This is a genomic window from Streptomyces sp. Y7 (assembly GCF_043195415.1).
Classification (GTDB): Bacteria; Actinomycetota; Actinomycetes; order Streptomycetales; family Streptomycetaceae; genus Streptomyces.
This window is the reverse complement of record NZ_JBIDDQ010000031.1, coordinates 32544-57341: the sequence shown is the minus strand read 5'-3', so window position 1 is coordinate 57341 and position 24798 is coordinate 32544. Positions and strand designations below refer to the sequence as shown.

General features: G+C 70.2%; 19 protein-coding genes. 13 read left to right on the top strand and 6 right to left on the bottom strand.

The features are described from left to right. Positions 1–159: 159 nt before the first annotated feature. The 5 genes from ACGFW6_RS39700 to ACGFW6_RS39680 all read left to right on the top strand — a co-directional run bounded on the left by ACGFW6_RS39700 (position 160) and on the right by ACGFW6_RS39680 (position 5527). Positions 160–912, top strand: coding sequence for a GntR family transcriptional regulator (locus tag ACGFW6_RS39700; protein WP_393521275.1), 753 nt, complete (start codon positions 160–162; stop codon positions 910–912). Between the two features lie 375 nt (positions 913–1287). Further along, the gene (locus ACGFW6_RS39695) at positions 1288–1479 is read left to right on the top strand and encodes an SPOR domain-containing protein (RefSeq protein ID WP_030967771.1); all 192 of its coding nucleotides are present in this window, start codon (positions 1288–1290) and stop codon (positions 1477–1479) included. Positions 1480–1509: 30 nt separating this feature from the next. After that, positions 1510–1908 carry a (deoxy)nucleoside triphosphate pyrophosphohydrolase gene (locus ACGFW6_RS39690; protein WP_393521273.1) on the top strand — a complete coding sequence of 133 codons (399 nt, stop codon included), beginning with the start codon at positions 1510–1512 and terminating at the stop codon, positions 1906–1908. Positions 1909–2007: 99 nt separating this feature from the next. Beyond that, on the top strand, positions 2008–2439 hold the full coding sequence (locus ACGFW6_RS39685) for an ATP-binding protein (RefSeq protein WP_393521271.1): 432 nt from the start codon (positions 2008–2010) through the stop codon (positions 2437–2439). 307 nt (positions 2440–2746) lie between these two features. Beyond that, complete coding sequence (locus tag ACGFW6_RS39680) at positions 2747–5527, top strand: SpoIIE family protein phosphatase (protein ID WP_393521269.1); 2781 nt, start codon at positions 2747–2749, stop codon at positions 5525–5527. A gap of 251 nt (positions 5528–5778) precedes the next feature. On the opposite strand, the gene ACGFW6_RS39675 is transcribed toward ACGFW6_RS39680, so the two are convergent. After that, positions 5779–7452, bottom strand: a complete 1674-nt coding sequence (locus ACGFW6_RS39675; RefSeq protein ID WP_393521267.1) for a hypothetical protein — start codon at positions 7450–7452, stop codon at positions 5779–5781. 95 nt (positions 7453–7547) lie between these two features. On the opposite strand from ACGFW6_RS39675, the gene ACGFW6_RS39670 reads away from it, so the two are divergent. Then, a complete protein-coding gene (locus ACGFW6_RS39670; RefSeq protein WP_393521265.1) occupies positions 7548–8774 on the top strand; it encodes a hypothetical protein in 1227 nt (408 codons plus the stop codon). A 12-nt stretch (positions 8775–8786) separates the two neighbouring features. On the opposite strand, the gene ACGFW6_RS39665 is transcribed toward ACGFW6_RS39670, so the two are convergent. Genes ACGFW6_RS39665 through ACGFW6_RS39650 form a run of 4 tightly spaced genes read right to left on the bottom strand, consistent with a single transcriptional unit; the run spans position 8787 to position 12668 of the window. Next, positions 8787–9563, bottom strand: a complete 777-nt coding sequence (locus ACGFW6_RS39665; RefSeq protein WP_393521263.1) for a succinate dehydrogenase/fumarate reductase iron-sulfur subunit — start codon at positions 9561–9563, stop codon at positions 8787–8789. After that, the gene (locus ACGFW6_RS39660) at positions 9560–11503 is read right to left on the bottom strand and encodes a fumarate reductase/succinate dehydrogenase flavoprotein subunit (protein WP_393521261.1); all 1944 of its coding nucleotides are present in this window, start codon (positions 11501–11503) and stop codon (positions 9560–9562) included. The genes ACGFW6_RS39665 and ACGFW6_RS39660 overlap by 4 nt, the downstream gene beginning before the upstream one ends. A gap of 21 nt (positions 11504–11524) precedes the next feature. Beyond that, on the bottom strand, positions 11525–12346 hold the full coding sequence (locus ACGFW6_RS39655; RefSeq protein WP_393521259.1) for a hypothetical protein: 822 nt from the start codon (positions 12344–12346) through the stop codon (positions 11525–11527). Positions 12347–12377: 31 nt separating this feature from the next. Continuing rightward, positions 12378–12668 carry a hypothetical protein gene (locus ACGFW6_RS39650; protein ID WP_393521257.1) on the bottom strand — a complete coding sequence of 97 codons (291 nt, stop codon included), beginning with the start codon at positions 12666–12668 and terminating at the stop codon, positions 12378–12380. Between the two features lie 355 nt (positions 12669–13023). Here ACGFW6_RS39650 and ACGFW6_RS39645 point away from each other — a divergent pair, with 355 nt between their 5' ends. The 7 genes from ACGFW6_RS39645 to ACGFW6_RS39615 all read left to right on the top strand — a co-directional run bounded on the left by ACGFW6_RS39645 (position 13024) and on the right by ACGFW6_RS39615 (position 24060). Further along, positions 13024–15246, top strand: coding sequence for an ABC transporter substrate-binding protein (locus ACGFW6_RS39645; RefSeq protein WP_393521255.1), 2223 nt, complete (start codon positions 13024–13026; stop codon positions 15244–15246). A 225-nt stretch (positions 15247–15471) separates the two neighbouring features. Beyond that, positions 15472–17379 carry a translational GTPase TypA gene (gene typA, locus ACGFW6_RS39640; protein ID WP_030967468.1) on the top strand — a complete coding sequence of 636 codons (1908 nt, stop codon included), beginning with the start codon at positions 15472–15474 and terminating at the stop codon, positions 17377–17379. Positions 17380–17815: 436 nt separating this feature from the next. Next, positions 17816–18850 carry an ABC transporter permease gene (locus tag ACGFW6_RS39635; protein WP_393521253.1) on the top strand — a complete coding sequence of 345 codons (1035 nt, stop codon included), beginning with the start codon at positions 17816–17818 and terminating at the stop codon, positions 18848–18850. A 64-nt stretch (positions 18851–18914) separates the two neighbouring features. Further along, positions 18915–20723 carry an ABC transporter substrate-binding protein gene (locus tag ACGFW6_RS39630; RefSeq protein WP_393521251.1) on the top strand — a complete coding sequence of 603 codons (1809 nt, stop codon included), beginning with the start codon at positions 18915–18917 and terminating at the stop codon, positions 20721–20723. A gap of 99 nt (positions 20724–20822) precedes the next feature. After that, positions 20823–21803, top strand: a complete 981-nt coding sequence (locus ACGFW6_RS39625) for an ABC transporter permease (RefSeq protein ID WP_393521249.1) — start codon at positions 20823–20825, stop codon at positions 21801–21803. A gap of 33 nt (positions 21804–21836) precedes the next feature. Continuing rightward, on the top strand, positions 21837–22898 hold the full coding sequence (locus tag ACGFW6_RS39620; RefSeq protein WP_393521247.1) for an ABC transporter ATP-binding protein: 1062 nt from the start codon (positions 21837–21839) through the stop codon (positions 22896–22898). 37 nt (positions 22899–22935) lie between these two features. Next, the gene (locus ACGFW6_RS39615; RefSeq protein WP_393521245.1) at positions 22936–24060 is read left to right on the top strand and encodes an ABC transporter ATP-binding protein; all 1125 of its coding nucleotides are present in this window, start codon (positions 22936–22938) and stop codon (positions 24058–24060) included. On the opposite strand, the gene ACGFW6_RS39610 is transcribed toward ACGFW6_RS39615, so the two are convergent. Next, entirely contained in the window at positions 24057–24797 is a 741-nt protein-coding gene (locus ACGFW6_RS39610) for a class I SAM-dependent methyltransferase (protein ID WP_393521243.1), read from the bottom strand. The two genes, ACGFW6_RS39615 and ACGFW6_RS39610, sit on opposite strands and share 4 nt — an antisense overlap. Position 24798: the final 1 nt, after the last annotated feature.

The window sequence follows — 24798 nt, the reverse complement described above, 5'->3', positions numbered from 1 at the left end:
ACCGAGGTGTGGGCGTGGCTATAGCGGGGAGAAAGTGCCTGCGTAAAGCCCTCGCAGGGCACAAGTCATCACATCGAGTGATTCTCTGGCCTTTGCTTGCGTGAGACAACTCATGGTTGCCAGGCTGTTGCTGTCTGTACAACCTGATGGGAGCGGCCAGTGACTTTCGGTGAGCAGCCGGCGTACCTGCGCGTCGCGGGTGATCTCCGCAAGAAGATCGTCGACGGTTCACTGCCACCGCACACCCGCCTCCCGTCACAGGCCAGGATCCGCGAGGAGTACGGCGTCTCGGACACCGTCGCGCTGGAGGCCCGCAAGGTGCTGATGGCCGAGGGCCTGGTCGAGGGCCGCTCCGGTTCCGGGACGTATGTCCGGGAGCGGCCCGTGCCCCGTAGGGTCGCCCGCTCCGGCTTCCGCCCGCCGAACGGCGCGACGCCCTTCCGCCAGGAGCAGGCCGACGGCGAGACGCGCGGCACCTGGGAGTCCAGGAGCGAGCAGGCCGAGGCCAGCGTCGCCGTCGCCGAGCGGCTCGGCATCCGGCCCGGCGACCGCGTGATGTGCACGCGCTATCTCTTCCGGGACGCCGGCGAGGCGATGATGCTGTCGACCTCCTGGGAGCCCCTGGCCGTCACCGGCCGCACTCCCGTGATGCTGCCGGAGGAGGGCCCGCTCGGCGGCATGGGTGTCGTCGAGCGCATGGCCGCCATCGACGTCGTCGTGGACAACGTGACCGAGGAGGTGGGCGCGCGCCCCGGCCTCGCGGAGGAGTTGCTCGCGCTGGGCGGCGTCCCGGGCCACGTGGTCCTCGTCATCCAGCGCACGTACTACGCGTCGGGCCGTCCGGTGGAGACGGCGGACGTGGTCATCCCCGCCGATCGTTACCGGGTTTCGTACCACCTTCCGGTGAAGTAGCGCGCGTGTTCGTGAGGTAGCGCACACCTTCACCGCAGTTGCCGCCGCCAGAGCCTCAACTCCCGCCCCATCCGAGGCCGTTGGAATCTGGCCGTTCTCGCAGGTCGTCACGGGCGTGCGCGGCATGCCCGCGATCGGAAGCACCGAGGTCCCCGCACGGCGCGTTCGATGCCGTGCGCCCCCTACGACTTGGCTGGTTGCGTACCTCTTTGTGAAAAGGCGTATTCGCTGCGTAAAGGTTAGGCGTAGGCTCGGGCATATGCGGATTGCGGTTTCCTTAGCGGGCGGGGCACGGCACACGCCGCGAGCAGCACTCGGGCGGCGGGGGGCGGGAGCGAGCGGCCGGTCGAGGGCGGGAAGGAGCGGTGGGGCGCGATGAACGACAGCACGATCACTCTTCCCTGGCTGGTCGTCCGGCAGGACGACAACGGCAACCGCTATCGCGTGGGCCGATACGCGACCCGGGCCGAGGCCCAGAAGATCGCGGACAGCCTCGACAGCCGGGGCCACAAGCAGCTGTACTGGGTCGAGCGGATCGCGCAGAACGGCGACAGCGCGGACAACTGACTCCCCCTGAGCTCCCGTAGGCTCCGGCGCATGACGGAACGGATCGTGGTCGGTGCCGCCCTGCTGGACGGAGAGCGTCTGCTCGCCGCGCGGCGCAGCGCGCCCGAGGAACTCGCCGGGCGCTGGGAGTTGCCCGGCGGCAAGGTCGAACCCGGCGAGACGCCCGAGGCGGCGCTCGTGCGCGAGTTGCGGGAAGAACTCGGCGTGGACGCCGAGGTGATCGAGCGAGTACCGGGGGCGTGGCCCCTGAAACCCCCCTATGTGCTGCATGTGTGGACGGCCCGGCTGCTCCCCGGAACGGGTGAACCCAAGGCTCTGGAGGACCACGACGAACTGCGCTGGCTGGGTCCGGGGGAACTCTGGGACGTGGACTGGCTGGACCAGGACGTCCCCGCCGTCCGCGAGGTGTCGGCACGGCTCCGGTTCTGAGGAGCTTTACCGGAATCCTGACGTGTCCTCCACGTTTCGCGCGGTACCGCCCCATGAATATCGGGTATGTGGTCATTAACCCTGCGAAACCGGACATGGGTGAATCCGTTGGCCTGGGAAGTGATCGGCGTGATCGACACCGAAGGCGACTGCGCCGAGTGGAGCTTTCCCGCGGAGGCGGGTGCCGTGCGGGCCGCGCGTGTCGCCGTTCGGGACAGGCTGCGCGAGTGGGAGCTGGACAGTCTCGCCGATGTCGCCGCGCTGCTGGTCAGCGAACTCGTGACCAACTCCCTGCGGCATGCCACGGGCCCCATCGGCGTACGCCTGGTACGCCCCGCCCGCCTCGGCGACACCCTGCTGGTCGAGGTCTCCGACCCCCTCCCGGACCCGCCACGCGAACGCGTCGCCCATCTCGAGGACGAGAGCGGCCGCGGACTTCAGCTCGTGGCGCACTCCTCGCGCCGCTGGGGCACCAGACCCGCGCGGGACGCGGGCAAGACGGTCTGGTTCGAGCTCGCGGTGCCGGAGTGACGCGGCGCGTTCCGCGAGGTGTTCCCGGGCTCTGTACAACCCGTCAGTAGACGTCCATGACGGTGTACGCCGCCCCTCACCCTGTCGAACGAATGGTTCAGGCCAGTGGCAGTTGGAGAACCGGGTGGTTCGACTGCGTGTCCGCTGGTTAGAAGTCTGGAAGTGTTTCTGCGGCCGGGACCGAAAACCATCGGGACCGTGCTGTGATCGTGAACACCGTGTTGTGCGGGGCCGTAGTGCTGGATACTGCGGGCAGCCGCCGCCGGTGACCGGTGCCGGACGCGGTGAGCTGGAGGGGACGGTTCGCGTGAGCGAGATACCAGCGAAGGCCACGAGGTCCGAGGACCCGTCGGAGGGCGCGAGGACGAGGGCCGCGGGGCAGCGGTCCGACGGCACACGAGCCTCGCAAGCCCCTCAGGACACACGGGCCCCTCAGGACTCACGAGTCGCGGGTGACGGACAGGACTCCGGCGACGGGGCGAACTCCCGTGACGCGCAAGCCTCCAGCGACGAGCAGGCTTCCGGCGACGCCGGCGACTCCGACCCGGTGTTCCCGTTCGACGAGCCCCGGCCCGGCGACCCGGTCTGGCAGAGCAGCCCGCCCGGCTCGATCTACGACTACATCAAGGTCGCGTCCTTCTCCATCGGCCCCGACGGCCTGGTCGACCAGTGGAGTCTGCGGGCCGAGCAGATCTTCGGCATCCCCGCCGAGCGCGCCGTCGGCATGGACCCCATCGAGGCGTTCGTCGACGCCGACCTGCGCGAGCAGGGCCAGCGCAAGATGGCGGAGATCCTGGACGGGCGGGAGTGGACCGGCGTGGTCCCCTTCCGGATGCCCGACGAGGCCGACGGCCGGCCCGGCCCGGACGGCCTCGCCGAGGTGTACGTCATGCCGACGCGGACCGAGGACGGCGAGAAGGCCGCCGTGTGCATCGTCGTGGACGTGCGCACCCTGCGCCGGATGGAGACCGACCTCGCCGCCTCGCAGGCGATTTTCGGTCAATCTCCTTTCGGCTTCCTGCTGATCGACCCCGATCTACGGGTGCGCCGCGCCAACCAGAGGTTCGCCTCGCTGTTCGGCGGCACCCCCGACGAACACCGGGGCCGGGGCGTCCACGACTACCTGTCGCGGCCCGAGGCCGAGCGCGTCTCGGCCACCCTGCGCCGCGTCCTGGAGAGCGGCGACTCCATCACCGACATGCACGTCACCGGGTTCGTGCCGGGCTCCGACGAGCGTCGCCACTGGTCCATCAACCTGTACCGGGTGCACAGCGGCAGCGGCCGCCCCATCGGCATCGCCTGGCTCGGAATCGACATCACCGCCCGCCGTGCCGCCGCCCGCGAGGCCGCCGCCGCCCGGCGCAATCTCGCCCTGCTGAACGAGGCCGGCGCCCGCATAGGCAACTCCCTCGACCTGGAGACCACGGCCCGCGAACTCCTCGACGTCGTCGTCCCCGGCTTCTGCGACCTGGCCACCGTCGACCTCTACCAAGGGCTGCTGGCGGGCGACGAGGCGCCGCCCGGCCTCGCCGACGGCAGCGCGGAGCTGCGCCGGGTCGCCTTCGCCAGCGCCGTCTCCGACGCGCCCTTCGTCGGCGGCGGCGTGCCCGTAGCGGTCGGCGCCGTCCACCACTACCCCTTCAACTCGCCCTGCGCGGACGCCCTGCGCACCGCCCGGCCGCAGTACGTGCCCGGCGAGGAAGGGGGGCTCGTCCAGTCCACGCTCGCCGTGCCGATGGTCGCCCACGACACGGTCGTAGGACTGGCGCAGTTCGCGCGCACCAAGGGCAGCGAGCCGTTCGGCGACCGCGACCGGGACCTGGCGGTCGAACTCGCCGCGCGTGCCGCGGTCTGCATCGACAACGCGCGGCTGTACCGGCGCGAGCACGAGCGGGCGCTGATACTGCAGCGGTCGCTGCTGCCGCCGGGGGACCCGGTCGCCTCGGGCCTGGACATCGCGTGCCGCTATCTGCCCGGCGACTCCTCGTCGGACCGGCCCAGCGAGGTGGGCGGCGACTGGTTCGACGTCATCGAACTGCCGGGCCACCGCACGGCGTTGGTCGTCGGTGACGTGATGGGACGCGGGCTGCGCGCGGCCGTCGCGATGGGCGAACTGCGCTCCGCCGTCCGCACGCTGGCCCTGCTGGACCTCGAACCCGCCGAGGTCCTCTCCGCCCTGGACGAGATCGCCCGCGGCCTCGGCGCACCCGGCGGTGTCCAGCAGGCCACCCGCGCCGCCCGCCGGCCCCGCGAGGCGGACCTGTCCGAGGTGTACCTCGCGACCTGTGTGTACGCCGTCTACGACTCCGTCACGCGTCGCTGCACCTTCGCCAACGCCGGCCATCTGCCGCCGGTCCTCGTCGAGCCCGGCGAGGCGGCGCTGATGCTCGACGTGCCGCCGGGGATGCCGCTCGGCGTCGGCGGGGAGCCGTTCGAGGAGGTCGAGGTCGAACTGCCGGAGGGCGCGCTGCTGGCGCTCTACACGGATGGACTCGTGGAGTCCCGCGACCATCCCCTGGACGAGGGCCTCCAGGCGTTCGTCGGCGCGCTGACCGACCCCTCCCGCCCGTTGGAGGACGTCTGCGACCACGTCCTCAACACCCTGGACACCCACCACGGCGAGGACGACATCGCGTTGCTGATGGCACGTGTCCAGGGCCTGCCCGCCGGGTCGGTCGGCGACTGGACCCTGCCGCGCGAGCCGCGCAGCGTGGGGCGGGCCCGCGAGTACGCCCGCGGCCAGCTGCTGTCCTGGGACCTCGAACCCCTCGTCGACACCACGGAACTCCTCGTCAGCGAACTGGTCACCAACGCGCTGCGCTACGGCGAGGGCGAGATCAGACTGCGGCTCCTGCTGGACCGCACCCTGGTCTGCGAGGTCTGGGACTCCGGCCTGGTCCAGCCCCGCCGCCGCCGCGCCCGCGACACGGACGAGGGCGGCCGGGGCCTGCAGCTGGTCGGCCTCCTCAGCGCGGCCTGGGGCTCCCGCCGCACCCCGCGCGGCAAGACGGTCTGGTTCGAACTCCCCCTGCCGGACGGCGAGAACGGCCTCACGGACCCGGCGGAGGCACTGCTGAGCCTGTTCTGAGGCGGCGCCCGCGCGGGGTGCGTGCGGCGGTCGTGGACGCCGGGAGGGCCCCGGGCGGGGCGTGGCCTGTTCGGCCGCCAGGAGGGCCGGCCGGGCGCTGCGGCCGAGGGGGCCGGCAGGGCCGGCCGGGCTGTCGGGTGATCCTGTCCGGTCGCCGCCCGACCCGGGCGTCGACGGCGTCTTCCGTGGCAGGCGGTGGCGCAGCCAGCCGGCGTCGTCGGCGGCGACGTCCACGGTGGCCGCGTGGTGGCTCAGGCGGCCGGGGGCGGGCGGCGGGTCCGGGTGTGGGGGCCGCCGAAGCTGGGGGGCGGGCCGCCGGGGGATTCGGTCGACAGCAGGAGGCCGCCCAGGACCGCTCCGGTGAGGCCGCTGATGTCATGGCCGGTGCCGCCGACGGGATGGCCGAAGAGACGGATGTCCTGTTCGGCCACTTCGCGTGCCTGCCGGGCCAGGGTGTCGGCCGAGACGAGGTCGGCGAGTTCCTCACGCGGCCCCCGCCCGGCCGGCGCCGGCACCGGGGGAACGAGCAGTCGCCGTGCCTCGGCCAGCAGGGTGCGGGCCTCGCCGCCCACCGCGGCCCGATGCGTCGCGACGACGTCGTCCGCGCCGCTCACCGCACTGCGCGCGCAGACCACCGCGGCCGCCGGTATCACCCCGGCCCGCCCCGCGGCGAGGGGCGCGACGCCCCGCACGATCCGCCGCAACAGGTCGAGCGGGTCGTACGGGCGCCCGGAGGCCAGCTGCTCACGCACGCCCGCCAGGGTGGCGTCCGCGTGGGCGACCCGGGAGCGCAGCTCGCCGGGCGGGACATCGGCGTACGGGTCGCCCACCCCCGCCGGCACCGGCTCGCGCGCCCCCGCGATCTCCACCTCGCCGCCGGTCAGCGCGGCCGGAACCATCGCCGCGGCCGTCGAGAGCTCCCCGGCGAGCCGTTCGACACCGTCGACGAAGACGCCCGCCTGCGCGATGGCGCCCTCGGCGGCACGCAGCCGGCCCCCGGCACGCTCGTTGTCGCCCGAGTCGGCCGACTGACGGGCGTGGTTGAGCTGGGTCGTGGCGAACACCAGCCGGTCCTTGGCCTGTTCGACATGGCCCGCGACGGCGGCGGACACGGAGGGGGCGTACCGCGCGCCGAGCTCGCCCAGCACCGTGCCGGCGCCCCCGGTCCGCCAGGTCAGCTCACGGAACCGGCCCTCGGCGACGACCAGGGCCTGCCCCAGCCCCCCGCCCAGGCCCTCCTCCAGCCCCCGCGACTGATCGAACGCGGCGGCCTGCCCGTCCAGCAGCCGCCCCACCTCCTCGCACCGCCCGACGATCCCCGCCAGCGCGTGCCGACGGGCCGCGGCCTCCTCCGGCACCCCGCTCTCGTACTGCCACCGCATCCGGAACGCCACCGCCAACTCGCCCCGCGCGTCCCGCAGAACCCGCACGAAGGGCTCCACATGCTCGGCGTCCCGCGCCCCGAACCGCCCCTCGACGAACCCCAGCTCCTCCTCGCTGACCCGCACCGAGTCGTCGGCCTCGACCAGCGCGGCCCGCGCCCGCTCGTCGAGCTCGCCGGCGGGCGGCTCAGCGGCCCGGACCGGTGCCCCGCCGGGAGTCGTACGGTCCCGCGCCCGCCGCCGACGCCGCAGGAACCCGTATCCCGCGAGGATCCCGGCCGCGACCACGGCGACCACGGGCAGTACGAAGTCGGCGGCGGAGGTGTCCTCGGCCTGCGCGTCGCCCGCGCTCTCCCGCTGCTCCGGCGCACCGGCGACGGGCCGGTGCGACCCGCCCGCAACCGCACCCCCACCACTGATCGTCATGCCGGGCAACACCAGCCACACCACCCCGACCAGACCGCCCACCACGGCGTGCGCCACCCGCACCGATATGTGCGAGCGCCCGCGTCGCGGCCGGCCCCGGATCAAGGATGACGTCACATTTCGGAGCGTATGAGCAGCAATGCCCCCGCGCGACCGGGATGCGGCCAGGGTGGTGTGGAGGGACACAGGGCGACGGATGAGGGGACCCGGCGATGGACCGACAGGGCAGTGAGCACCCACCCACCCACACCGACACCGACACCGACACCGACACCGACACCGACACCGACTCCGACTCCGCCCCCGACGCCGAGACCGAGGAGCAGGAGCGCTCGGCCGAGGACGAGGGCGGGGGACAGGGCGAGGGCGTGGGCCGGGGCGAGAGGGACGGCGGAGGTGAAGCCGGAGCCCGGGAGGACACCGGACGCCGTATCCGCCGCCGTCGCCTCCTGCGCCGCACCGCCCTCGCCCTCGTGCTGCTCCTCGTCCTGCCCGTCCTCGGCGCGGCCCTCGCCCTGCGCCTCAACTACACCGGCGACCCGGCGGACGGCACCCGCACCAGGAACCGGGACGCCATCTGGCTCGGCCACGCCTGGGTCGACGGCCGCAAGAAGGACGCCGACGTCGAAGCCCTGGCCCGCCGCCTGCACGGCACCGGCATCCGTGACCTCTACGTCCACGCCGGCCCCCTCGAACACGACGGGACCCTTCCCGCCTCGGCGTACCCCAGGGCCCGGTGGCTCATAGCGGCGGTGCACCGTGAGATCCCCGCCGTCCGGGTCCAGGCATGGCTCGGCGACAAACTCGCGACCGAGGACGACGACGGCCTGCGCCTGAGCCGCCCGGCGACCCGCGCGGCGGTCGTCGAGTCCACCCGCCGGATCCTCACCACGGGCTTCGACGGAGCCCACTTCGACCTCGAACCCCTCCACTCCGGGGACCGGGACTACCTCACCCTCCTCGACGCCCTGCACGAGCTCACCCGCGCCCACGACGCCCCGCTCTCCGTCGCCGCCCACCAGATCGACCCGCTGCCGGCCCTGCACTCCGTCGCCGGCGCGCTGACCGGGCACCCCAAGTGGTGGTCGCAGGAGTTCTTCGGCGAGGTGGCCCGACGCGTCGACCAGATCGCCGTGATGTCGTACGACACCGCCATGCCGCTGGAGAGCCTGTACGGCGGTTATGTCGCCCAGCAGACCTCACTCGCCCTGGAGGTCACGCCGCCCGGCACCGACCTGCTCATGGGCCTGCCGTTCTTCCACGACAACACGGTCGGTCACCGGGCGGCGGCCGAGACCGTCCCCGCCGCCGTCCGCGGCGTCCGCCTGGGCCTCTCCCGCACGGACGCGGGCCGGACGCGCTTCGGCGTCGCCCTCTACGTCGACTTCGCGGCGACAGAGAGCGACTGGACGGCGTACGAGGAGGGCTGGGTCCGCTGAGGGAGCAGGCGCTCACTCCGCCGAGGAGCGCCTCCTGATCTTCGAGCCCAGCCACACGAGCGGGTCGTACTTGCGGTCCACGGCCCGTTCCTTCAGCGGGATCAGCGCGTTGTCGGTGATCTTGATGCCCTCGGGGCAGACCTCCGTGCAGCACTTGGTGATGTTGCAGTAGCCGAGGCCGTGCTCGTCCTGGGCGGTCTTCTTGCGGTCCAGGCCGCTCTCGCCCGCCGCGTCCAGCGGATGCATGTCCAGTTCGGCGACCCGCATCAGGAAGCGCGGGCCCGCGAACGCCGGTTTGTTCTCCTCGTGGTCACGCACCACATGGCAGGTGTCCTGGCACAGGAAGCACTCGATGCACTTGCGGAACTCCTGCGAGCGGTCGACGTCCTCCTGCATCATCCGGTACTCGCCGGGGCCGAGGTCCTCCGGCGGCACGAAGGCCGGGACCTGACGTGCCTTCTCGTAGTTGAAGCCGACGTTCGTGACCAGGTCCCGGACGACGGGGAAGGCACGCAGCGGGGTGACGGTGATCGTCTCCTCGCGGGTGAACACCGACATCCGGGTCATGCACAGCAGCCGCGGCCGCCCGTTGATCTCGGCGGAACACGAACCGCACTTGCCCGCCTTGCAGTTCCAGCGGACGGCGAGATCGGGCGCCTGGGTGGCCTGGAGGCGGTGGATGATGTCGAGGACCACCTCGCCGTCGTTCACCTCGACCTCGAAGTCCTCCAGGCCGCCGCCCTGCACATCGCCCCGCCACACCTTGAAGCGGGCCTCGTAGCTGCTCACTGGTAGAGCTCCTCCTCGGCGAGGTACTTGACCAGCTCCTCCTTGTCGAAGAGAGCCAGCAGGTCCTGGCGGACGGGTTCGGTGGTCTCACGGACGAGATCGATCTGGCCGCGCTCGGGGTCGGTGGCCGCGAGGCCGCCCGTCGGGTCGGCCAGGTGGCACAGCAGGTTGATGTTGCGCCACTTGCGGTCCATCGTCGGATGGTCCTCGCGGGTGTGGCCGCCGCGCGACTCCGTGCGCTCCAGCGCGGCCCGCGCCACGCACTCGCTGACCAGCAGCATGTTGCGCAGGTCGAGCGCGAGGTGCCAGCCCGGGTTGAACTGCCGGTGCCCCTCGACGCCGGCCCTGCGGGCCCGTACGCGCAGCTCGGCGAGCTTCTCCAGCGCCCGCTCCATCTCGCCCTCGCGGCGGATGATGCCGACGAGGTCGTTCATCGTCTGCTGGAGTTCCTGGTGCAGGGTGTACGGGTTCTCCGGCGGGCGGCCGTCGTCCTCGGACCCGGGCGGACCCTCCGCCGAGAACGGGCGCAGCGCCTCCGCGGCCGAGGTGTCGATCTCCAGGTCGCTGATCGCGGGGCGCTCGAAGGCCCGTGCCGCCGCGTGCTCGGCGGCGTGCCAGCCCGCCCGGCGGCCGAACACCAGCAGATCGGACAGGGAGTTCCCGCCGAGCCGGTTCGAGCCGTGCATGCCGCCGGCCACCTCGCCGGCCGCGAACAGCCCCGGCACCCCACGTGCCGCCGCCGTGTCCGAGTCGACGGCGATGCCGCCCATGACGTAGTGGCAGGTCGGCCCGACCTCCATCGCCTCGGCCGTGATGTCCACGTCCGCCAGCTCCTTGAACTGGTGGTACATGGACGGCAGCCGGCGCCGGATGACGTCCGCCGGCATACGGGTCGACACGTCCAGGAAGACCCCGCCGTGCGGGGAGCCGCGGCCCGCCTTCACCTCGGCGTTGATGGCCCGTGCCACCTCGTCACGGGGGAGCAGTTCGGGGGGCCGGCGGTTGTTGTCCGGGTCCTCGTACCAGCGGTCGCCCTCCTCCTCCGACTCGGCGTACTTCTCCTTGAAGACGTCGGGGATGTAGTCGAACATGAACCGCTTGCCCTCGGAGTTGCGCAGCACCCCTCCGTCGCCACGCACCGACTCCGTGACCAGGATCCCCTTCACCGACGGCGGCCAGACCATGCCCGTCGGGTGGAACTGCACGAACTCCATGTTCAGCAGCGGAGCCCCGGCGAGCAGCGCCAGCGCGTGGCCGTCGCCCGTGTACTCCCAGGAGTTCGACGTCACCTTGAAGGACTTGCCGATCCCGCCGGTCGCGATGACCACGGACGGGGCCTCCAGGACGAAGAAGCGGCCCGTCTCGCGCTCGTAGGCGAAGACCCCGGAGACCCGGCTGCCGTCCTTCAGGATCCTCGTGACCGTGCACTCCTGGTAGACCTTCAGCCGGGACTCGTAGTCCCCGGTCTCCTGCTTGTCCTCCTGCTGCAACGCCACGATCTTCTGCTGCAGCGTGCGGATCAGCTCCAGGCCGGTGCGGTCACCGACGTGCGCCAGACGCGGGTACTCGTGCCCGCCGAAGTTGCGCTGCGAGATCCGGCCGTCCTTCGTCCGGTCGAAGAGCGCGCCCCAGGTCTCCAGCTCCCAGACCCGGTCCGGCGCCTCCTGCGCGTGCAGCTCGGCCATCCGCCACTGGTTGAGGAACTTGCCGCCGCGCATGGTGTCGCGGAAGTGGACCTGCCAGTTGTCGTGCTCGTTGGCGTTGGCCATGGCCGCCGCGATGCCGCCCTCGGCCATCACGGTGTGCGCCTTGCCGAACAGCGACTTGCAGATCACGGCCGTACGGGCGCCTCGCTCCCGTGCCTCGATCGCCGCCCGGAGGCCCGCGCCCCCCGCGCCGATCACGACGACGTCCCACTCCTGCCGTTCGACCACGGACATCTGTTCAGTCCCCACTCACGATTAGAAGAAGCGCGGATCGTCGAAGACCCCGGACGCGACGAGATAGACGTAGAAGTCGGCGAGCGCCACGCTCAGCAGCGACGCCCACGCCAGCTGCATGTGGCGGGCGTTGAGCTTCCCGATCCACTGCCACATGCGGTAGCGCACGGGGTGCTTGGAGAAGTGCTTGAGCTTGCCGCCGACGATGTGCCGGCAGGAGTGACAGGACAGGGTGTAGGCCCAGATCAGCGCGATGTTGGCGAGGAAGACGAGGGTGCCGAGGCCCATGTGGCCCCACTCGTAGTTCTCGTCGCGGAAGGCGAGCACCGTGTCGTACGACAGGATCCCGGCGACCAGGAGCGCGGCGTAGAAGAAGTACCGGTGGATGTTCTGCAGGATCAGCGGGAAGCGGGTCTCACCGGAGTACTTCTTGTGCGGCTCCGCCACCGCGCAGGCCGGGGGCGACATCCAGAAGCCGCGGTAGTAGGCCTTGCGGTAGTAGTAGCAGGTCAGGCGGAAGCCGAGCGGGAAGATCAGGATGATGATCGCGGGGGAGATGCCCCACCAGCTCCCGAAGAGGTCCCAGTTCGGCCCGGCGTGCATGGGCTCGCAGTTCTCCGCCAGACAGGGCGAGTAGAACGGGGAGACGTACGGCGCCGCGTAGTAGTCCGCGTTGGCGAAGGCCCGCCAGGTCGAGTACACGATGAACGCCAGCAGACCGGCCGCGGTGGCGGCCGGGGCCAGCCACCAGCGGTCGGTCCGCAGGTGCGGGGCGGTGATCGCGGCGCGCGTTCCGGTTCGAACGCCGCCGCTGTTCAGATGGGGTTCCGTACCAGTGGCCAATGCATGACTCCGGTCGGGTCAGGGGGTGGGATCAGGGGGCGCGGCGGTCCCGGGCGCCGAGACCCTCGTCATCCGTGTCGATCCACAGAGAGTCGTCGTACGGCGTGTCGGGGATGGAGACCAGCTCCGGCCTGCGCTGCGCGGCCGGGGACGCGGCGGATTCCCGCAGCAGCGCCACGCTCTCGCGCAGGTGGTCGGCGTCGGCGCGCACACGGCGCATCTCCAGCCCGCCGGTGCCCAGCTGCTGCTCGAGGCGGCCCACGGACCGGGCCAGGTCGTCGAGGCAGCGCTGGACAGTTGTCAGGTCGTCTTGCACGGACATGACGTGACCTCACTTCCGTGGGCCCTTCGGCCCTGGGTGGCAACGTTCATGCGCCTGCGAGTGTTGCGCGTCACACCTGTCGCTGTGAAGGCATGTGCAGCGATTGGCGGATTGCACGCCTCCGACGCGCGCTCGCACGCGCTCTGTGTACGCCGGTGAGCCGAAGGGGCGAGAAGGGGGTGCCTTACTCCGGACGGGTGGGCTTACCCGCCCCCGTCGCCGTGTCGTCTCCGCCTGGCGAACCCTTTCCTCTTCAGTGGGGGGCCGTAGATCTGATCAACTCCAAAATACCGCCAAACGTGATCAGAACGCACTAATTGTCACCGGCGGGAGCTGCTCCACGGAGGTACCAGAGATGTCCCACGACGGCATCGCCACCCGCTCGGTCATGCGCTCGGTCGCCTTCCTCGGCGTGAGCGCGCTCGCGGTCTCCGTACTCGCCGGGTGCAGCGACCCCGACCCGGCCGGCAAGCCGCTCGCCGGTCAGGACATCGCCCCGGCCGCCCGGGCCGAGGTCGCCGACGGCGGCACGCTGCGCTGGGCCGTGGACGCCGTACCGGAGACGCTGAACACCTTCCAGTCGGACGCCGACGCCACCACGACCCGGATCGCGCAGGCCACGCTGCCGTCGATGTTCCGGTTCGACGCCGCCGGGCGCCCGGAGCGCAATCCGGCCTATCTGGAGTCGGCCAAGGTCGTCGAGACCGAGCCCAAGCAGGTCGTCCTGTACAAGCTCAACCAGCAGGCCGTCTGGAGCGACGGACGGGAGATCGGCGCCGCCGACTTCGCCGCCCAGTGGCGGGCCCTGTCCGGCAAGGACAGCGCCTACTGGACCGCCCGCAACGCGGGCTACGACCGCATCGAGAAGATCCAGCGCGGCGACAACGACCTGGAGGTCCGGGTCACCTTCGGGCAGCCCTACGCGGACTGGCGGTCGCTGTTCTCGCCGCTGTACCCGAAGGAGGTCATGGGCACGCCGGACGCCTTCAACGACGGGGCGCGGCGCAAGCTCAAGGTCAGCGCCGGACCGTTCACCGTGAAGAAGATCGACCGCAAGGGCGACCAGGTCCGGCTCACCCGCAATCCGCGCTGGTGGGGCGAGCCCGCCAAGCTGAACGAGATCGTGCTGCGGGCCGTGCCGCGCGACCAGCGGGCGGCCGAGCTCGCCGCCGGGGAGCTGGACCTGGCCGAGGTCGACCCGGCCGCGGCCAAGCGCATCGCCCTCGCCGCCCCGCCGCGCCCGCAGTCACCGTCGGCCGGCGCCTCCGGCACCCCGCTGATGGGCCCGGAACGGGGCCCGCTGACCCCCACGCAGAAGCGCGACAAGGCGCGGTTCCGGGGCTTCGAGGTACGCAAGTCGCTGGAGCCGGCGTACACCCAGCTCGCCCTCAACGGCGGCGAGGGTCCGCTCACGGACGAGCGGGTGCGGCGCGGAGTGGCCCGCGCGCTGGACCGCGAGGAGCTCGCGAAGCTCGTCCTCTCCCCGCTCGGGCTGCCCGCCGAGCCGGTCGGCAGCCATCTCGCGCTGTCCGGCCAGGCCGCCTACGCCGACAACAGCGGGGCGATCGGCGGCCAGGACACGGCCGAGGCCCAGGCGCTGCTCGCGGACGCGGGCTGGGTGCAGGGCGGTCCGGTCAAGGAGGAGAAGAAGGGGGAGAAGGCCGCGGGGAGCGAGGCGGACAAGCCCGCGAAGGGCTCCGAGGCCGGGAAGACCGAGAAGGGCTCCGAGGCCGAGAAGACCGAGAAGGCCGAGAAGTCGGAGAAGGACTCCAGGAAGGACTCCGAGAAGGAGTCCGGCAAGAAGGACTCCGGCAAGGACTCCGACGGCGAGGACGACGGGACGTACATCGTCGGGGAGGACAACAAGGGGGACGGCGACGAGGGCCGCAAGGGCGAGCACCTCGCCCAGGACGGCAAGCAGTACGGCAGCAAGCAGCTCCAGCAGGGCGGGGTGCCCGGCGCCTACGCCCCGCAGGGCACCGCGGCCCCGGCGGGCGCGGCGGTGCGGCCGCTGGCGAAGGACGGCAAGGCGCTGACGCTGCGGTTCGTGGTCCCGGCCGGTGAGGGCTCGCAGTCGCTGCGCACGGTCGCCGACCGGATCTCGGTCATGCTGGAGCGCGTCGGCATCCGTACCGTGATCAGCAAGGTCTCGGACGAGAGCTACTTCAAGGACCACATCGCCTCCGGCCAGTACGACCTCGCCCTCTACTCCTGGCCGACCTCCGCCTACCCGGCGACCGACGCCCGCCCGATCTACGCCAAGCCGGTCCCGGCCGCCGACGGCTCCCTGAACGTCGAGCAGAACTACACCCGCGTCGGCACCGACCAGGTGGACCAGCTCTTCGACCAGGCCATCGCCACGCTGGACGAGTCCGAGTCCCGCTCCCTGATCCGCAAGGCCGACTCCCGCATCTGGGCGGCGGCCGGCTCGATCCCCCTCTACCAGCGCCCCCAGCTCACCGCGGCCAGGACGAACATCGCCAACGCGGGCGCCTTCGGCTTCGGAACGCCGGTGTACGAGGACATGGGCTTCCTGAAGAAGGGATCGGGTGCCCCGGCGCCCGGCATCAACAGGTGACGGACAGCTCCCTCGCGACCGGGTGCGGACGGATCGTCGCTGGTCGCACCCCTGGTGGCACCGCACATCGGCACCGCGGCCGACCCCTTGGGGGTCGGCCCGGCGAGCCCCGGTGGCGGAGGGCACGTACCATGGGGTGAGGCCGTGGCGTGTCAAGCCCGGCAGGCCCGCGTCACACGGACGTACGCAGCAGGGCCTTCTCACCACTTGGGAGTACGCCGCACTATGGCCACGCGCCACGACATCCGCAACGTCGCTATCGTCGCCCACGTCGACCACGGCAAGACGACTCTTGTCGACGCCATGCTGAAGCAGGCCGGTGCCTTCGCAGCGCACGCCGCCGAGTCGCTCGACGACCGCATGATGGACTCGAACGACCTGGAGCGTGAGAAGGGCATCACGATCCTGGCCAAGAACACGGCCGTGAAGTACCACCCGAAGGATGGCGGCGACGTCATCACCATCAACATCATCGACACCCCGGGCCACGCCGACTTCGGTGGCGAGGTCGAGCGTGGTCTGTCGATGGTGGACGCGGTGGTGCTGCTGGTCGACGCCTCCGAGGGCCCGCTGCCGCAGACCCGCTTCGTGCTGCGCAAGGCGCTCCAGGCCCGCCTGCCCGTCATCCTGTGCATCAACAAGACGGACCGCCCCGACTCGCGCATCGACGAGGTCGTGAACGAGGCGTACGACCTCTTCCTCGACCTCGACGCCGACGAGGACCAGATCGAGTTCCCGATCGTCTACGCCTGTGCGCGTGACGGTGTGGCCTCGCTGACCAAGCCCGAGGACGGCACGGTCCCGCAGGACAGCGACAGCCTGGAGCCGTTCTTCTCCACGATCCTGTCCCACGTCCCGGCTCCGGAGTACGACGAGGAGGCGCCGCTCCAGGCGCACGTCACCAACCTGGACGCCGACAACTTCCTCGGCCGTATCGCGCTGCTCCGCGTCGAGCAGGGCGAGCTGCGCAAGGGCCAGACCGTCACGTGGATCAAGCGCGACGGCTCCATGTCCAACGTGCGCATCACCGAGCTGCTGATGACCGAGGCCCTCACCCGCAAGCCCGCCGAGGTGGCCGGCCCGGGTGACATCTGCGCCGTCGCCGGTATCTCGGACATCATGATCGGCGAGACCCTCGCCGACACCGAGAACCCGATCCCGCTGCCGCTGATCACGGTCGACGAGCCGGCGATCTCGATGACCATCGGCACGAACACCTCGCCGCTGGTCGGCCGGGGCGGTACCGGCAAGGGCGCCGACAACAAGGCCGCGGTCAAGGACCGCAAGGTCACGGCCCGTCAGGTCAAGGACCGCCTGGACCGCGAGCTGATCGGTAACGTCTCCCTGCGCGTGCTCGACACCGAGCGTCCGGACGCCTGGGAGGTCCAGGGCCGTGGTGAGCTGGCGCTCGCCATCCTGGTCGAGCAGATGCGCCGCGAGGGCTTCGAGCTGACCATCGGCAAGCCGCAGGTCGTCACCAAGGACGTCGACGGCAAGGTCTACGAGCCGGTCGAGCGCATGACGATCGACGTGCCCGAGGAGCACATGGGTGCGGTCACGCAGCTCATGGGCGTCCGCAAGGGCCGCATGGACAACATGTCGAACCACGGTTCCGGCTGGGTCCGCATGGAGTTCGTGGTGCCGTCGCGCGGACTCATCGGCTTCCGTACCGAGTTCCTGACGCAGACCCGCGGCACGGGCATCGGCCACTCCATCCACGAGGGCCACGAGCCCTGGTTCGGGGCCCTGCAGACCCGTAACAACGGCTCCCTGGTCGCCGACCGCGCCGGTGCCGTCACCGCCTTCGCGATGACGAACCTCCAGGAGCGCGGTGTGCTGTTCACCGACCCGGGCACCGAGGTGTACGAGGGCATGATCGTCGGCGAGAACTCGCGCTCCGACGACATGGACGTCAACATCACCAAGGAGAAGAAGCTCACGAACATGCGGTCGTCCTCGGCCGACTCGTTCGAGGCGATCGTCCCGCCGCGCAAGCTCTCCCTGGAGCAGTCCCTGGAGTTCTGCCGCGATGACGAGTGCGTCGAGGTGACCCCGGAGGCCGTCCGCATCCGCAAGGTGAACCTGGACGCCCGCGAGCGCGCCCGCGCCGCGAGCCGCGCCAAGCACGGCTGATTCACGGACACTTGAGCCCGGGCTCCCCCTAATAGGGGGAGCCCGGGCTTTTTTGCAAGCCGTTTTTTCCTGGCCGAGAGTCGCCCCCATGTCCGAAATGCGGAGATCCTCGCACGATACCCATGTAACACGTCCGTTTCGCGGCCTTCTCCCCGCAAACAGTTTGTCCGGATTTTGGAAGATCTAGGCGTGAGCTGTGACTGAATTGAGATTTAAAGACGGTGGTCGGTAGTTGGCTCATGGCAGATAGTTAGCCGCAGCGCTCGGGTCAATGGGTCTCGCACTGTGGGGACGGTGCCGACTCACGAGCACAGGCGGTTGCCTGATCCTCCGTCAGGGGTGTCGGAGGGTGGGGCGAGCACCTCCTACGCGCGTCCGGCTGCGGACTTCCGTACGCCTCGCTTTGGCATACCCATACCAGCGAAACGGGCGAAACGTGACAAGTCGTATCGGTATTGAGGGTGGCGGGACCTCGGTCGTCGCGGACGGTGAACCACCGGCCGTGGTGAAGGCCGAGGACGAGGAGCTCGTGGGCCGGTCTCCCGGCCAGCTGATGTGGATCCGCTTCAGGCGCGACCGCACCGGCGTGATCTCGGCCTATGTCGTCCTCTTCTTCTTTCTGATCGGCCTGCTCGCCCCGGTCATCTCCTGGCTGTACGGCAAGAATCCGTACACGGTGTACGCCGACGAACGCCCCGAACTGTTCGACAGCGCGGGCGTGCCCGTGCAGCCCAACGGCGGCATCAGCGGCGAGTTCTGGTTCGGCCTCGAACCGGGCAACGGATACGACGTCTTCACCAAGTTGCTCTACGGCATCCGCACGTCGCTCGGCATCTCGGTCGCCGTCACCCTCGCGACCGTCCTCACCGGCATCGTCCTCGGCGTCACCGCCGGCTACCTCGGCGGCAAGACGGACTACTGGCTCAGCCGGATCATCGACTTCCTGCTCGCCTTCCCGGCCCAGCTGTTCTTCATCGCCAGCATGCCGGTGGTGGTCTCCCTGTTCGTCAGCCCGCGCGACGAGACCCCCGTCTACGTCCGGGTGGTCGCCCTGATCCTCGTGCAGTGGTTCCTGGGCTGGATGAGCCTCGGACGGATCCTCAGAGGCACCACACTCGCCCTGCGAGAACGGGAGTTCATCGACGCGGCCAAGGTCAGCGGGGCCCCGCCGTGGCGCATCATCCGCAAGGAGATCCTGCCGAACGTGGTCACGCCGATCCTCGTGCAGGGCACCTACATGCTCCCCAACTTCGTGACCGCCGAGGCGGGTCTGTCCTTCCTCGGCGTGGGCATCGTCGAACCGACGCCGGACTGGGGGCAGATGTTCTCCAAGGCGTCCACCGAACTCGTGATGCAGAACGACATCACCTACATGTTCTTCCCCGGCATCTCGATGATCATCTTCATCGTCGCGTTCAACCTGCTCGGGGATTCCGTCAGAGACGCCTTCGACCCCAAGACGGCGCGCTGACGCACTGGTTGGCACTTGGCACTTCCTTGGCACTGGTGACACACAGATGGGTGGGAACTGAGTGATGAGCAAGGGCGGACGCCGCGTATACGCGGCAATCTCGGTGCTCGCGGCCGGCGCACTGGTGCTGACCGGGTGCAGCGAGGGCGGCAGCAAGGGCGGCGGCAACGACAAGGAACAGAAGCAGAACGCCGAACGGCAGCAGGCTGCCATCAAGTTCGGGGACGAGGCGGCCTCCAAGGGACCCGCCGCGGAGGTGCCCGGAGCCAAGCCCGGCGGCACCATCTCGGTGCCCGCCCGCGACAGCTACGCCCACCTCGACCCCGCGCAGATCTATGTGCAGAACGAGATGGCCGTCGCGCAGCTGCTGCACAGAGGTCTCACCGGCTACAAGTCCACCAGCAACGACGGCAGCAAGCACGAGATCGTCGGCGACCTGGCCACGGACTCCGGTACCACCACCGACGGCGGCAAGACCTGGAAGTACACGCTCAAGGACGGCATCAAGTTCGAGGACGGTTCCCCGATCACCTCCGCGGACGTCCGGCACACCTTCGAGCGGCAGTTCGCGTCCTTCATCAACCAGGGTCCGCCGTACGTCCAGCAGTGGCTGGCCGACACCCCGGGCGCCGACTACCGCAAGCTGCTCCCGGACGGCCCGTACAAGGGCAAGCACTTCCCGGACAGCCTTCTCGAGACGCCGGACGAGAAGACCGTCGTCTTCAAGTTCAAGACCGCGCACCCCGAGCTGCCGTACGCGCTGGCCATGACGGGCTACGCGGTGGTGTCCGAGAAGGGCGACACCAAGGAGAAGTACGACAAGGCCCCGGTGGTCACCGGGCCGTACAAGATCGAGTCGTTCAAGTCCGGCAAGTCGATGGTGCTGGTGAAGAACACCAACTGGGACCCCGCGACCGACCCGATCCGCAATCAGTACGTCGACCGGTTCAACATCACCTTCAACCAGCAGTACGAGGACTCCACCAAGGCACTCGTCGCCGACAGCGGCGCCGATCAGACCTCCGTCAGCTGGCAGAACTCGGTCGACGCGGGCAACCTGTCCAAGGTCCTGCGCGACCCGAAGATGAAGTCCCGCACGGTGATCGGCTTCCAGCCCTACGTCGGCCAGGTCAACATCAACATGAGCCACCCGGCCATGAAGGACCTCAAGATCCGTCAGGCCATCGCGTACGCCCTGCCGGTCACACCGTTCGTGCGGGCCTACGGCGGCACCGACGCGATGGAGGTCGCGGGCGGCATCATCAGCCCGACCGTCACCGGTTACGACCCCGCCTTCGACCCGTTCGGCAAGAAGAAGAAGCCCGCCGGTGACCCGGCGAAGGCCAAGAAGCTCCTGGAGGAGGCCGGCAAGGTCGGCATGAAGCTGACCTTCGGCTACATCAACTCCCAGGAGGGCCAGCAGTACTCCACCGCCATGGCGGCCGGTCTGGAGAAGGCCGGCTTCGACGTCCAGCGCCAGGAGATCCCGGCCGAGACCTACTACGACCAGGTCAGCAAGCTGGACAACAACTACGACATCTTCCACACCGCGTGGGGCGCCGACTGGCCCTCCGCCTCGACCGTGATCCCGCCGCTGTACGACGGGCGCGTGATCGCCGAGGGCGCGCAGAACTACTCGCAGATCAACGACCCCAAGGTGAACAGCGAGATCGACCGCATCAACAAGATCACCGACCCCGCGAAGGCCGCGGCCGAGTGGGAGAAGCTCAACCAGTACCTGCTCACCGAGGTCGTCAACGTCGTACCGACCGCCTACTACAAGCAGATCCAGATCGCCGGATCCAAGATCGGCGGCCTCGTCTACGACGACGTCATCGCCGGCGTCGACCCGCGTCGCCTGTACGTCAAGTAACCCCGCCCGCCCGGCACCCGGCGCGTCCGTCCCGTGACGGCCGCGCCGGGTGCCGCCGGAGGGGCTCCAGAGCCCGCCGACGTCTGAGAGCTGCCTGCCATGCTGCGCTTTTTGGTCCGCCGGTCCCTCGGCGCCGTGATCATCCTCTTCCTGCTGAGCATCGTCGCGTTCCTGCTGTTCTTCGGGATGCCGCGCGACCCGGCGCTGCTGATGTGCGGCAAGACGTGCACCCCGGCGAACCTGGAGAACCTGCACCGGGTGCTCGGCCTCGACAAACCGATCCCCGAGCAGTACTGGATCTTCCTGACCAACCTCGTCATGGGCAGCGACGACTTCGCCCAGGGCCCCTGCCCCGCCCCCTGCTTCGGCTACTCGTACCACTCCAACGAGCAGGTCTGGGGCACCCTCATGGACCGGCTGCCCACCACCGTCTCCCTCACCCTCGGCGGGGCCGTCTGCTTCCTGATCGTCGGCCTCGGCACCGGCCTGATCGCCGCCTGGAAGCGCGGCACGCTCGTCGACAAGACCTTCACGGCGGGCGCGATGGTGATCAGCTCGATGCAGATCTACTTCCTCGGCCCGCTCGCCCTCGCGATCCTCGTCTACCAGACCCAGGTCTTCGACAAACCGGCCTACAACCCGCTGACCGAGAACCCGGCGGCCTGGTTCACGGGCCTGATCATCCCCTGGGTCGTCCTGTCCACGATCTTCGCCTCGCAGTACACCCGTATGTCCCGCTCGTCGATGATCGAGCAGCTCCAGGAGGAACACGTACGCACCGCCCGCGCCAAGGGCATGTCCCGGCGGTACGTCTTCTTCCGCTACGCCTGGCGAGGCTCGCTGATCCCCATCATCACCATCTTCGGCATCGACCTCGGCTCGCTGCTCGGCGGCGCCATCATCACCGAGTACACCTTCGGACTTCCCGGTCTCGGCCGGCTGGCGGTGGAGTCGGTGTTCTTCAGCGATCTGCCGCTCCTCTTGGGCGTGATGCTGTTCTCCGCCACCATGATTCTGCTGTGCAACATCGTCGTCGACGCCACGTACGCCTTCATCGACCCGCGTGTGCGGCTGGCCTAGGCCGCGCCGAGGAACTGGCTGAGGAGCACTGACGTGACCACTCTGACCAAGGAGGCCGGCGCCCCGGTCCCGTCCGGCGAGGGCGCGTTCCTCTCGGTGCGGGACCTGCACGTCAGCTTCCGGACCGAGGACGGCGTCGTACGGGCCGTGGACGGGCTCTCCTTCGACCTGCGGCGCGGCCGGACGCTGGGCATCGTGGGCGAGTCGGGCTCGGGGAAGTCGGTGACGAACCTGACCATCCTCGGCCTGCACAACCCGATGTTCACCACCGTCGAGGGCGAGATCCTGCTGGACGGCAAGGAGCTGACGACCGCCCGGGAGTCCGAGCTGGAGAAGCTGCGCGGCAACAAGGCCGCCATGATCTTCCAGGACCCGCTCACCGCGCTGTCGCCGTACTACACGGTGGGCCGGCAGATCGCCGAGCCGTACATGAAGCACATGCGCGTCTCCAAGAAGGCCGCCTGGGAGCGGGCCGTGGACATGTTGGGGAAGGTTGGCATCCCCAACCCGCGGCAGCGGGCGAAGGACTACCCGCACCAGTTCTCCGGCGGTATGCGCCAGCGCGCGATGATCGCCATGGCGCTGGTCTGCGACCCCGACCTGCTGATCGCCGACGAGCCGACCACCGCCCTGGACGTCACCGTGCAGGCGCAGATCCTGGACCTGCTGAAGGACCTCCAGCAGGAGTTCGGCTCGGCGATCATCTTCATCACCCATGACCTCGGGGTGATCGCCGACATGGCCGACGACATCATGGTGATGTACGCGGGCCGGGCGGTGGAGCGGGGCACGGTCGACGAGGTGCTGCGGGCGCCGCAGCACCCGTACACCTGGGGCCTGCTGAACTCCATGCCCCGGCTGGACTCCGACCCGGACACCCCGCTCGCGCCCATCCCGGGCACCCCGCCGTCGCTGCTGCGGCCGCCCTCCGGCTGCCGGTTCCATCCGCGCTGCACCTTCCGGGACCGGGTGGGCGGCACCCGCTGCGTCACCGAGGTCCCGCTGCTCGGCCCGGACCGCGCCTCGGCCTGCCATCTCACGGCGGACCAGAAGCGGACCATCTTCGTCGAGGAGATCAAGCCCCGACTCGGTTAACGCCCCCGATCAGCCACGTCTGAGGAGGACTACGGCTATGACAGAGGACCTCGTCCTCCCGGCTCCCCGCGAAGCCGCCACCGACGCGCCCGGCGAACCGCTGCTGGTGGTGGACAAGCTCGTCAAGCACTTCCCGGTCAAGGGCGGCTTCCCGATCCGCCGCACGGTCGGCCAGGTGCAGGCGGTGGACGGCATCGACCTGACCGTGCACGTCGGCGAGAGCTTCGGTCTGGTGGGGGAGTCGGGCTGCGGCAAGTCGACGACGGGCCGGCTGATCACCAAGCTGGTGGAGCCGACGAGCGGCAGGATCGCCTACCGCGGCCAGGACATCACGCATGCCACGCGCAGACAGCTGGCGCCGATCCGCTCCGAGATCCAGATGATCTTCCAGGACCCGTACTCCTCGCTGAACCCGCGGCAGACGGTCGGCAAGATCATCTCCGGTCCGATGGAGATCAACGGGATCGAGCCCTCGGGAGGCCGCGAGAAACGGGTCCGTGAGCTGCTGGAGATCGTCGGTCTGAACCCCGAGCACTTCAACCGCTTCCCGCACGAGTTCTCCGGCGGCCAGCGCCAGCGCATCGGAGTGGCACGGGCGTTGGCCCTGGAACCGAAGCTGATCGTGGCGGACGAGCCGGTCTCGGCGTTGGACGTCTCCATCCAGGCGCAGGTCGTCAACCTGCTCCAGAAGGTGCAGCAGGAACTCGGCATCGCGTTCCTGTTCATCGCCCACGACCTCGCTGTGGTCCGGCACTTCTCGCAGCGCGTGGCGGTCATGTACCTCGGCAAGGTCATCGAGGTCGGCGACCGCGACTCCATCTACACCCGGCCCCGGCACCCGTACACCCACGCCCTGCTGTCGGCGGTGCCCGAGGTGAACGTGGCCGGCGAGGAAGCGGCCCAGCGGGAGCGCATCCGGCTCGCCGGTGACGTGCCGTCCCCGATCTCCCCGCCCTCCGGCTGCCGCTTCCGCACCCGGTGCTGGAAGGCGCAGGACAAGTGCGCGACGGAGGAGCCTGCGCTGATCCAGATCTCCGGCAACCACAGCGGCCATCTGACGGCCTGCCACTTCCCGGAGGAGCCGACGATCGAGGCGCGCGACGAGGACATCGTCCTGGACCCGGCGCTGGCGGCGCTGGAGGAGGGGACGGACGGCGACTAGGGCCTGGCCTCGGCCACGGTGATGATCTCGGTGGCGGCCGGGGTGAGCGCGCCCCGCTCCCAGTCGCCGTACTGGTCGACGACCGTGAAGCCGGCCGCGTGCAGGAAGCGGTTCAGGCGGTCGGGGCCGAGGAAGCGCAGGGTGGTGCGGCTGACGCGGGGCCGATTCCAGGTGTCGCTGTCGAAGGTCTCCGTGAACGTCACACGGTCCCCGAGGACGGGCCGCTCCACCTCGTGCCAGACCCGTACGGCGCCCACTTCCGGGTCCGTCACCTCCCGGACCTGCTCGGGCGTCCAGCCCTCCCATGCCCGCGCCCTGGGGTTCCGGGTCTCGAACACGAACCGACCGCCCGGACGCAGGGCGCCGCGTACCGCCTCCAGGGCCGCGCGCAGCTCCTCGTCGCAGACCAGCACCTGGAAGACGTGGCCGGTCATCACGACGAGATCGAACTCCGCGGCCCAGTCCCGCGTCCGCAGATCCCCGAGCACCCACTCGACCGCGTCGGCACGCCGCCGGGCCTGTACGAGCATGGCGGCGGCGGGATCGAGCCCGACGAGCCGCCCACGGTGCCCGTCACCGCGGGCCCGCCGCAGCAACTGCCCCGTCCCGCACCCGACATCGAGCACGGCGTCGGCACGCATCACGAACCCGAGGTAGAAGTCGTCACCCGGCCCCCACGGGTTGAGGATGTCGTACAACGCGGCGAGCGAGAGATCCGCGAACGAACGATCGACCACG

Bases quoted from the DNA above. Each gene is read 5' to 3' on its own strand.
- ACGFW6_RS39695 (WP_030967771.1), top strand. From the start codon at position 1,288: ATGAACGACAGCACGATCACTCTTCCCTGGCTGGTCGTCCGGCAGGAC.
- ACGFW6_RS39690 (WP_393521273.1), top strand. From the start codon at position 1,510: ATGACGGAACGGATCGTGGTCGGTGCCGCCCTGCTGGACGGAGAGCGT.
- ACGFW6_RS39670 (WP_393521265.1), top strand. From the start codon at position 7,548: ATGGACCGACAGGGCAGTGAGCACCCACCCACCCACACCGACACCGAC.
- ACGFW6_RS39660 (WP_393521261.1), bottom strand. From the start codon at position 11,503: ATGTCCGTGGTCGAACGGCAGGAGTGGGACGTCGTCGTGATCGGCGCG.
- ACGFW6_RS39650 (WP_393521257.1), bottom strand. From the start codon at position 12,668: ATGTCCGTGCAAGACGACCTGACAACTGTCCAGCGCTGCCTCGACGAC.
- ACGFW6_RS39645 (WP_393521255.1), top strand. From the start codon at position 13,024: ATGTCCCACGACGGCATCGCCACCCGCTCGGTCATGCGCTCGGTCGCC.
- typA (WP_030967468.1), top strand. From the start codon at position 15,472: ATGGCCACGCGCCACGACATCCGCAACGTCGCTATCGTCGCCCACGTC.
- ACGFW6_RS39630 (WP_393521251.1), top strand. From the start codon at position 18,915: ATGAGCAAGGGCGGACGCCGCGTATACGCGGCAATCTCGGTGCTCGCG.
- ACGFW6_RS39625 (WP_393521249.1), top strand. From the start codon at position 20,823: ATGCTGCGCTTTTTGGTCCGCCGGTCCCTCGGCGCCGTGATCATCCTC.
- ACGFW6_RS39615 (WP_393521245.1), top strand. From the start codon at position 22,936: ATGACAGAGGACCTCGTCCTCCCGGCTCCCCGCGAAGCCGCCACCGAC.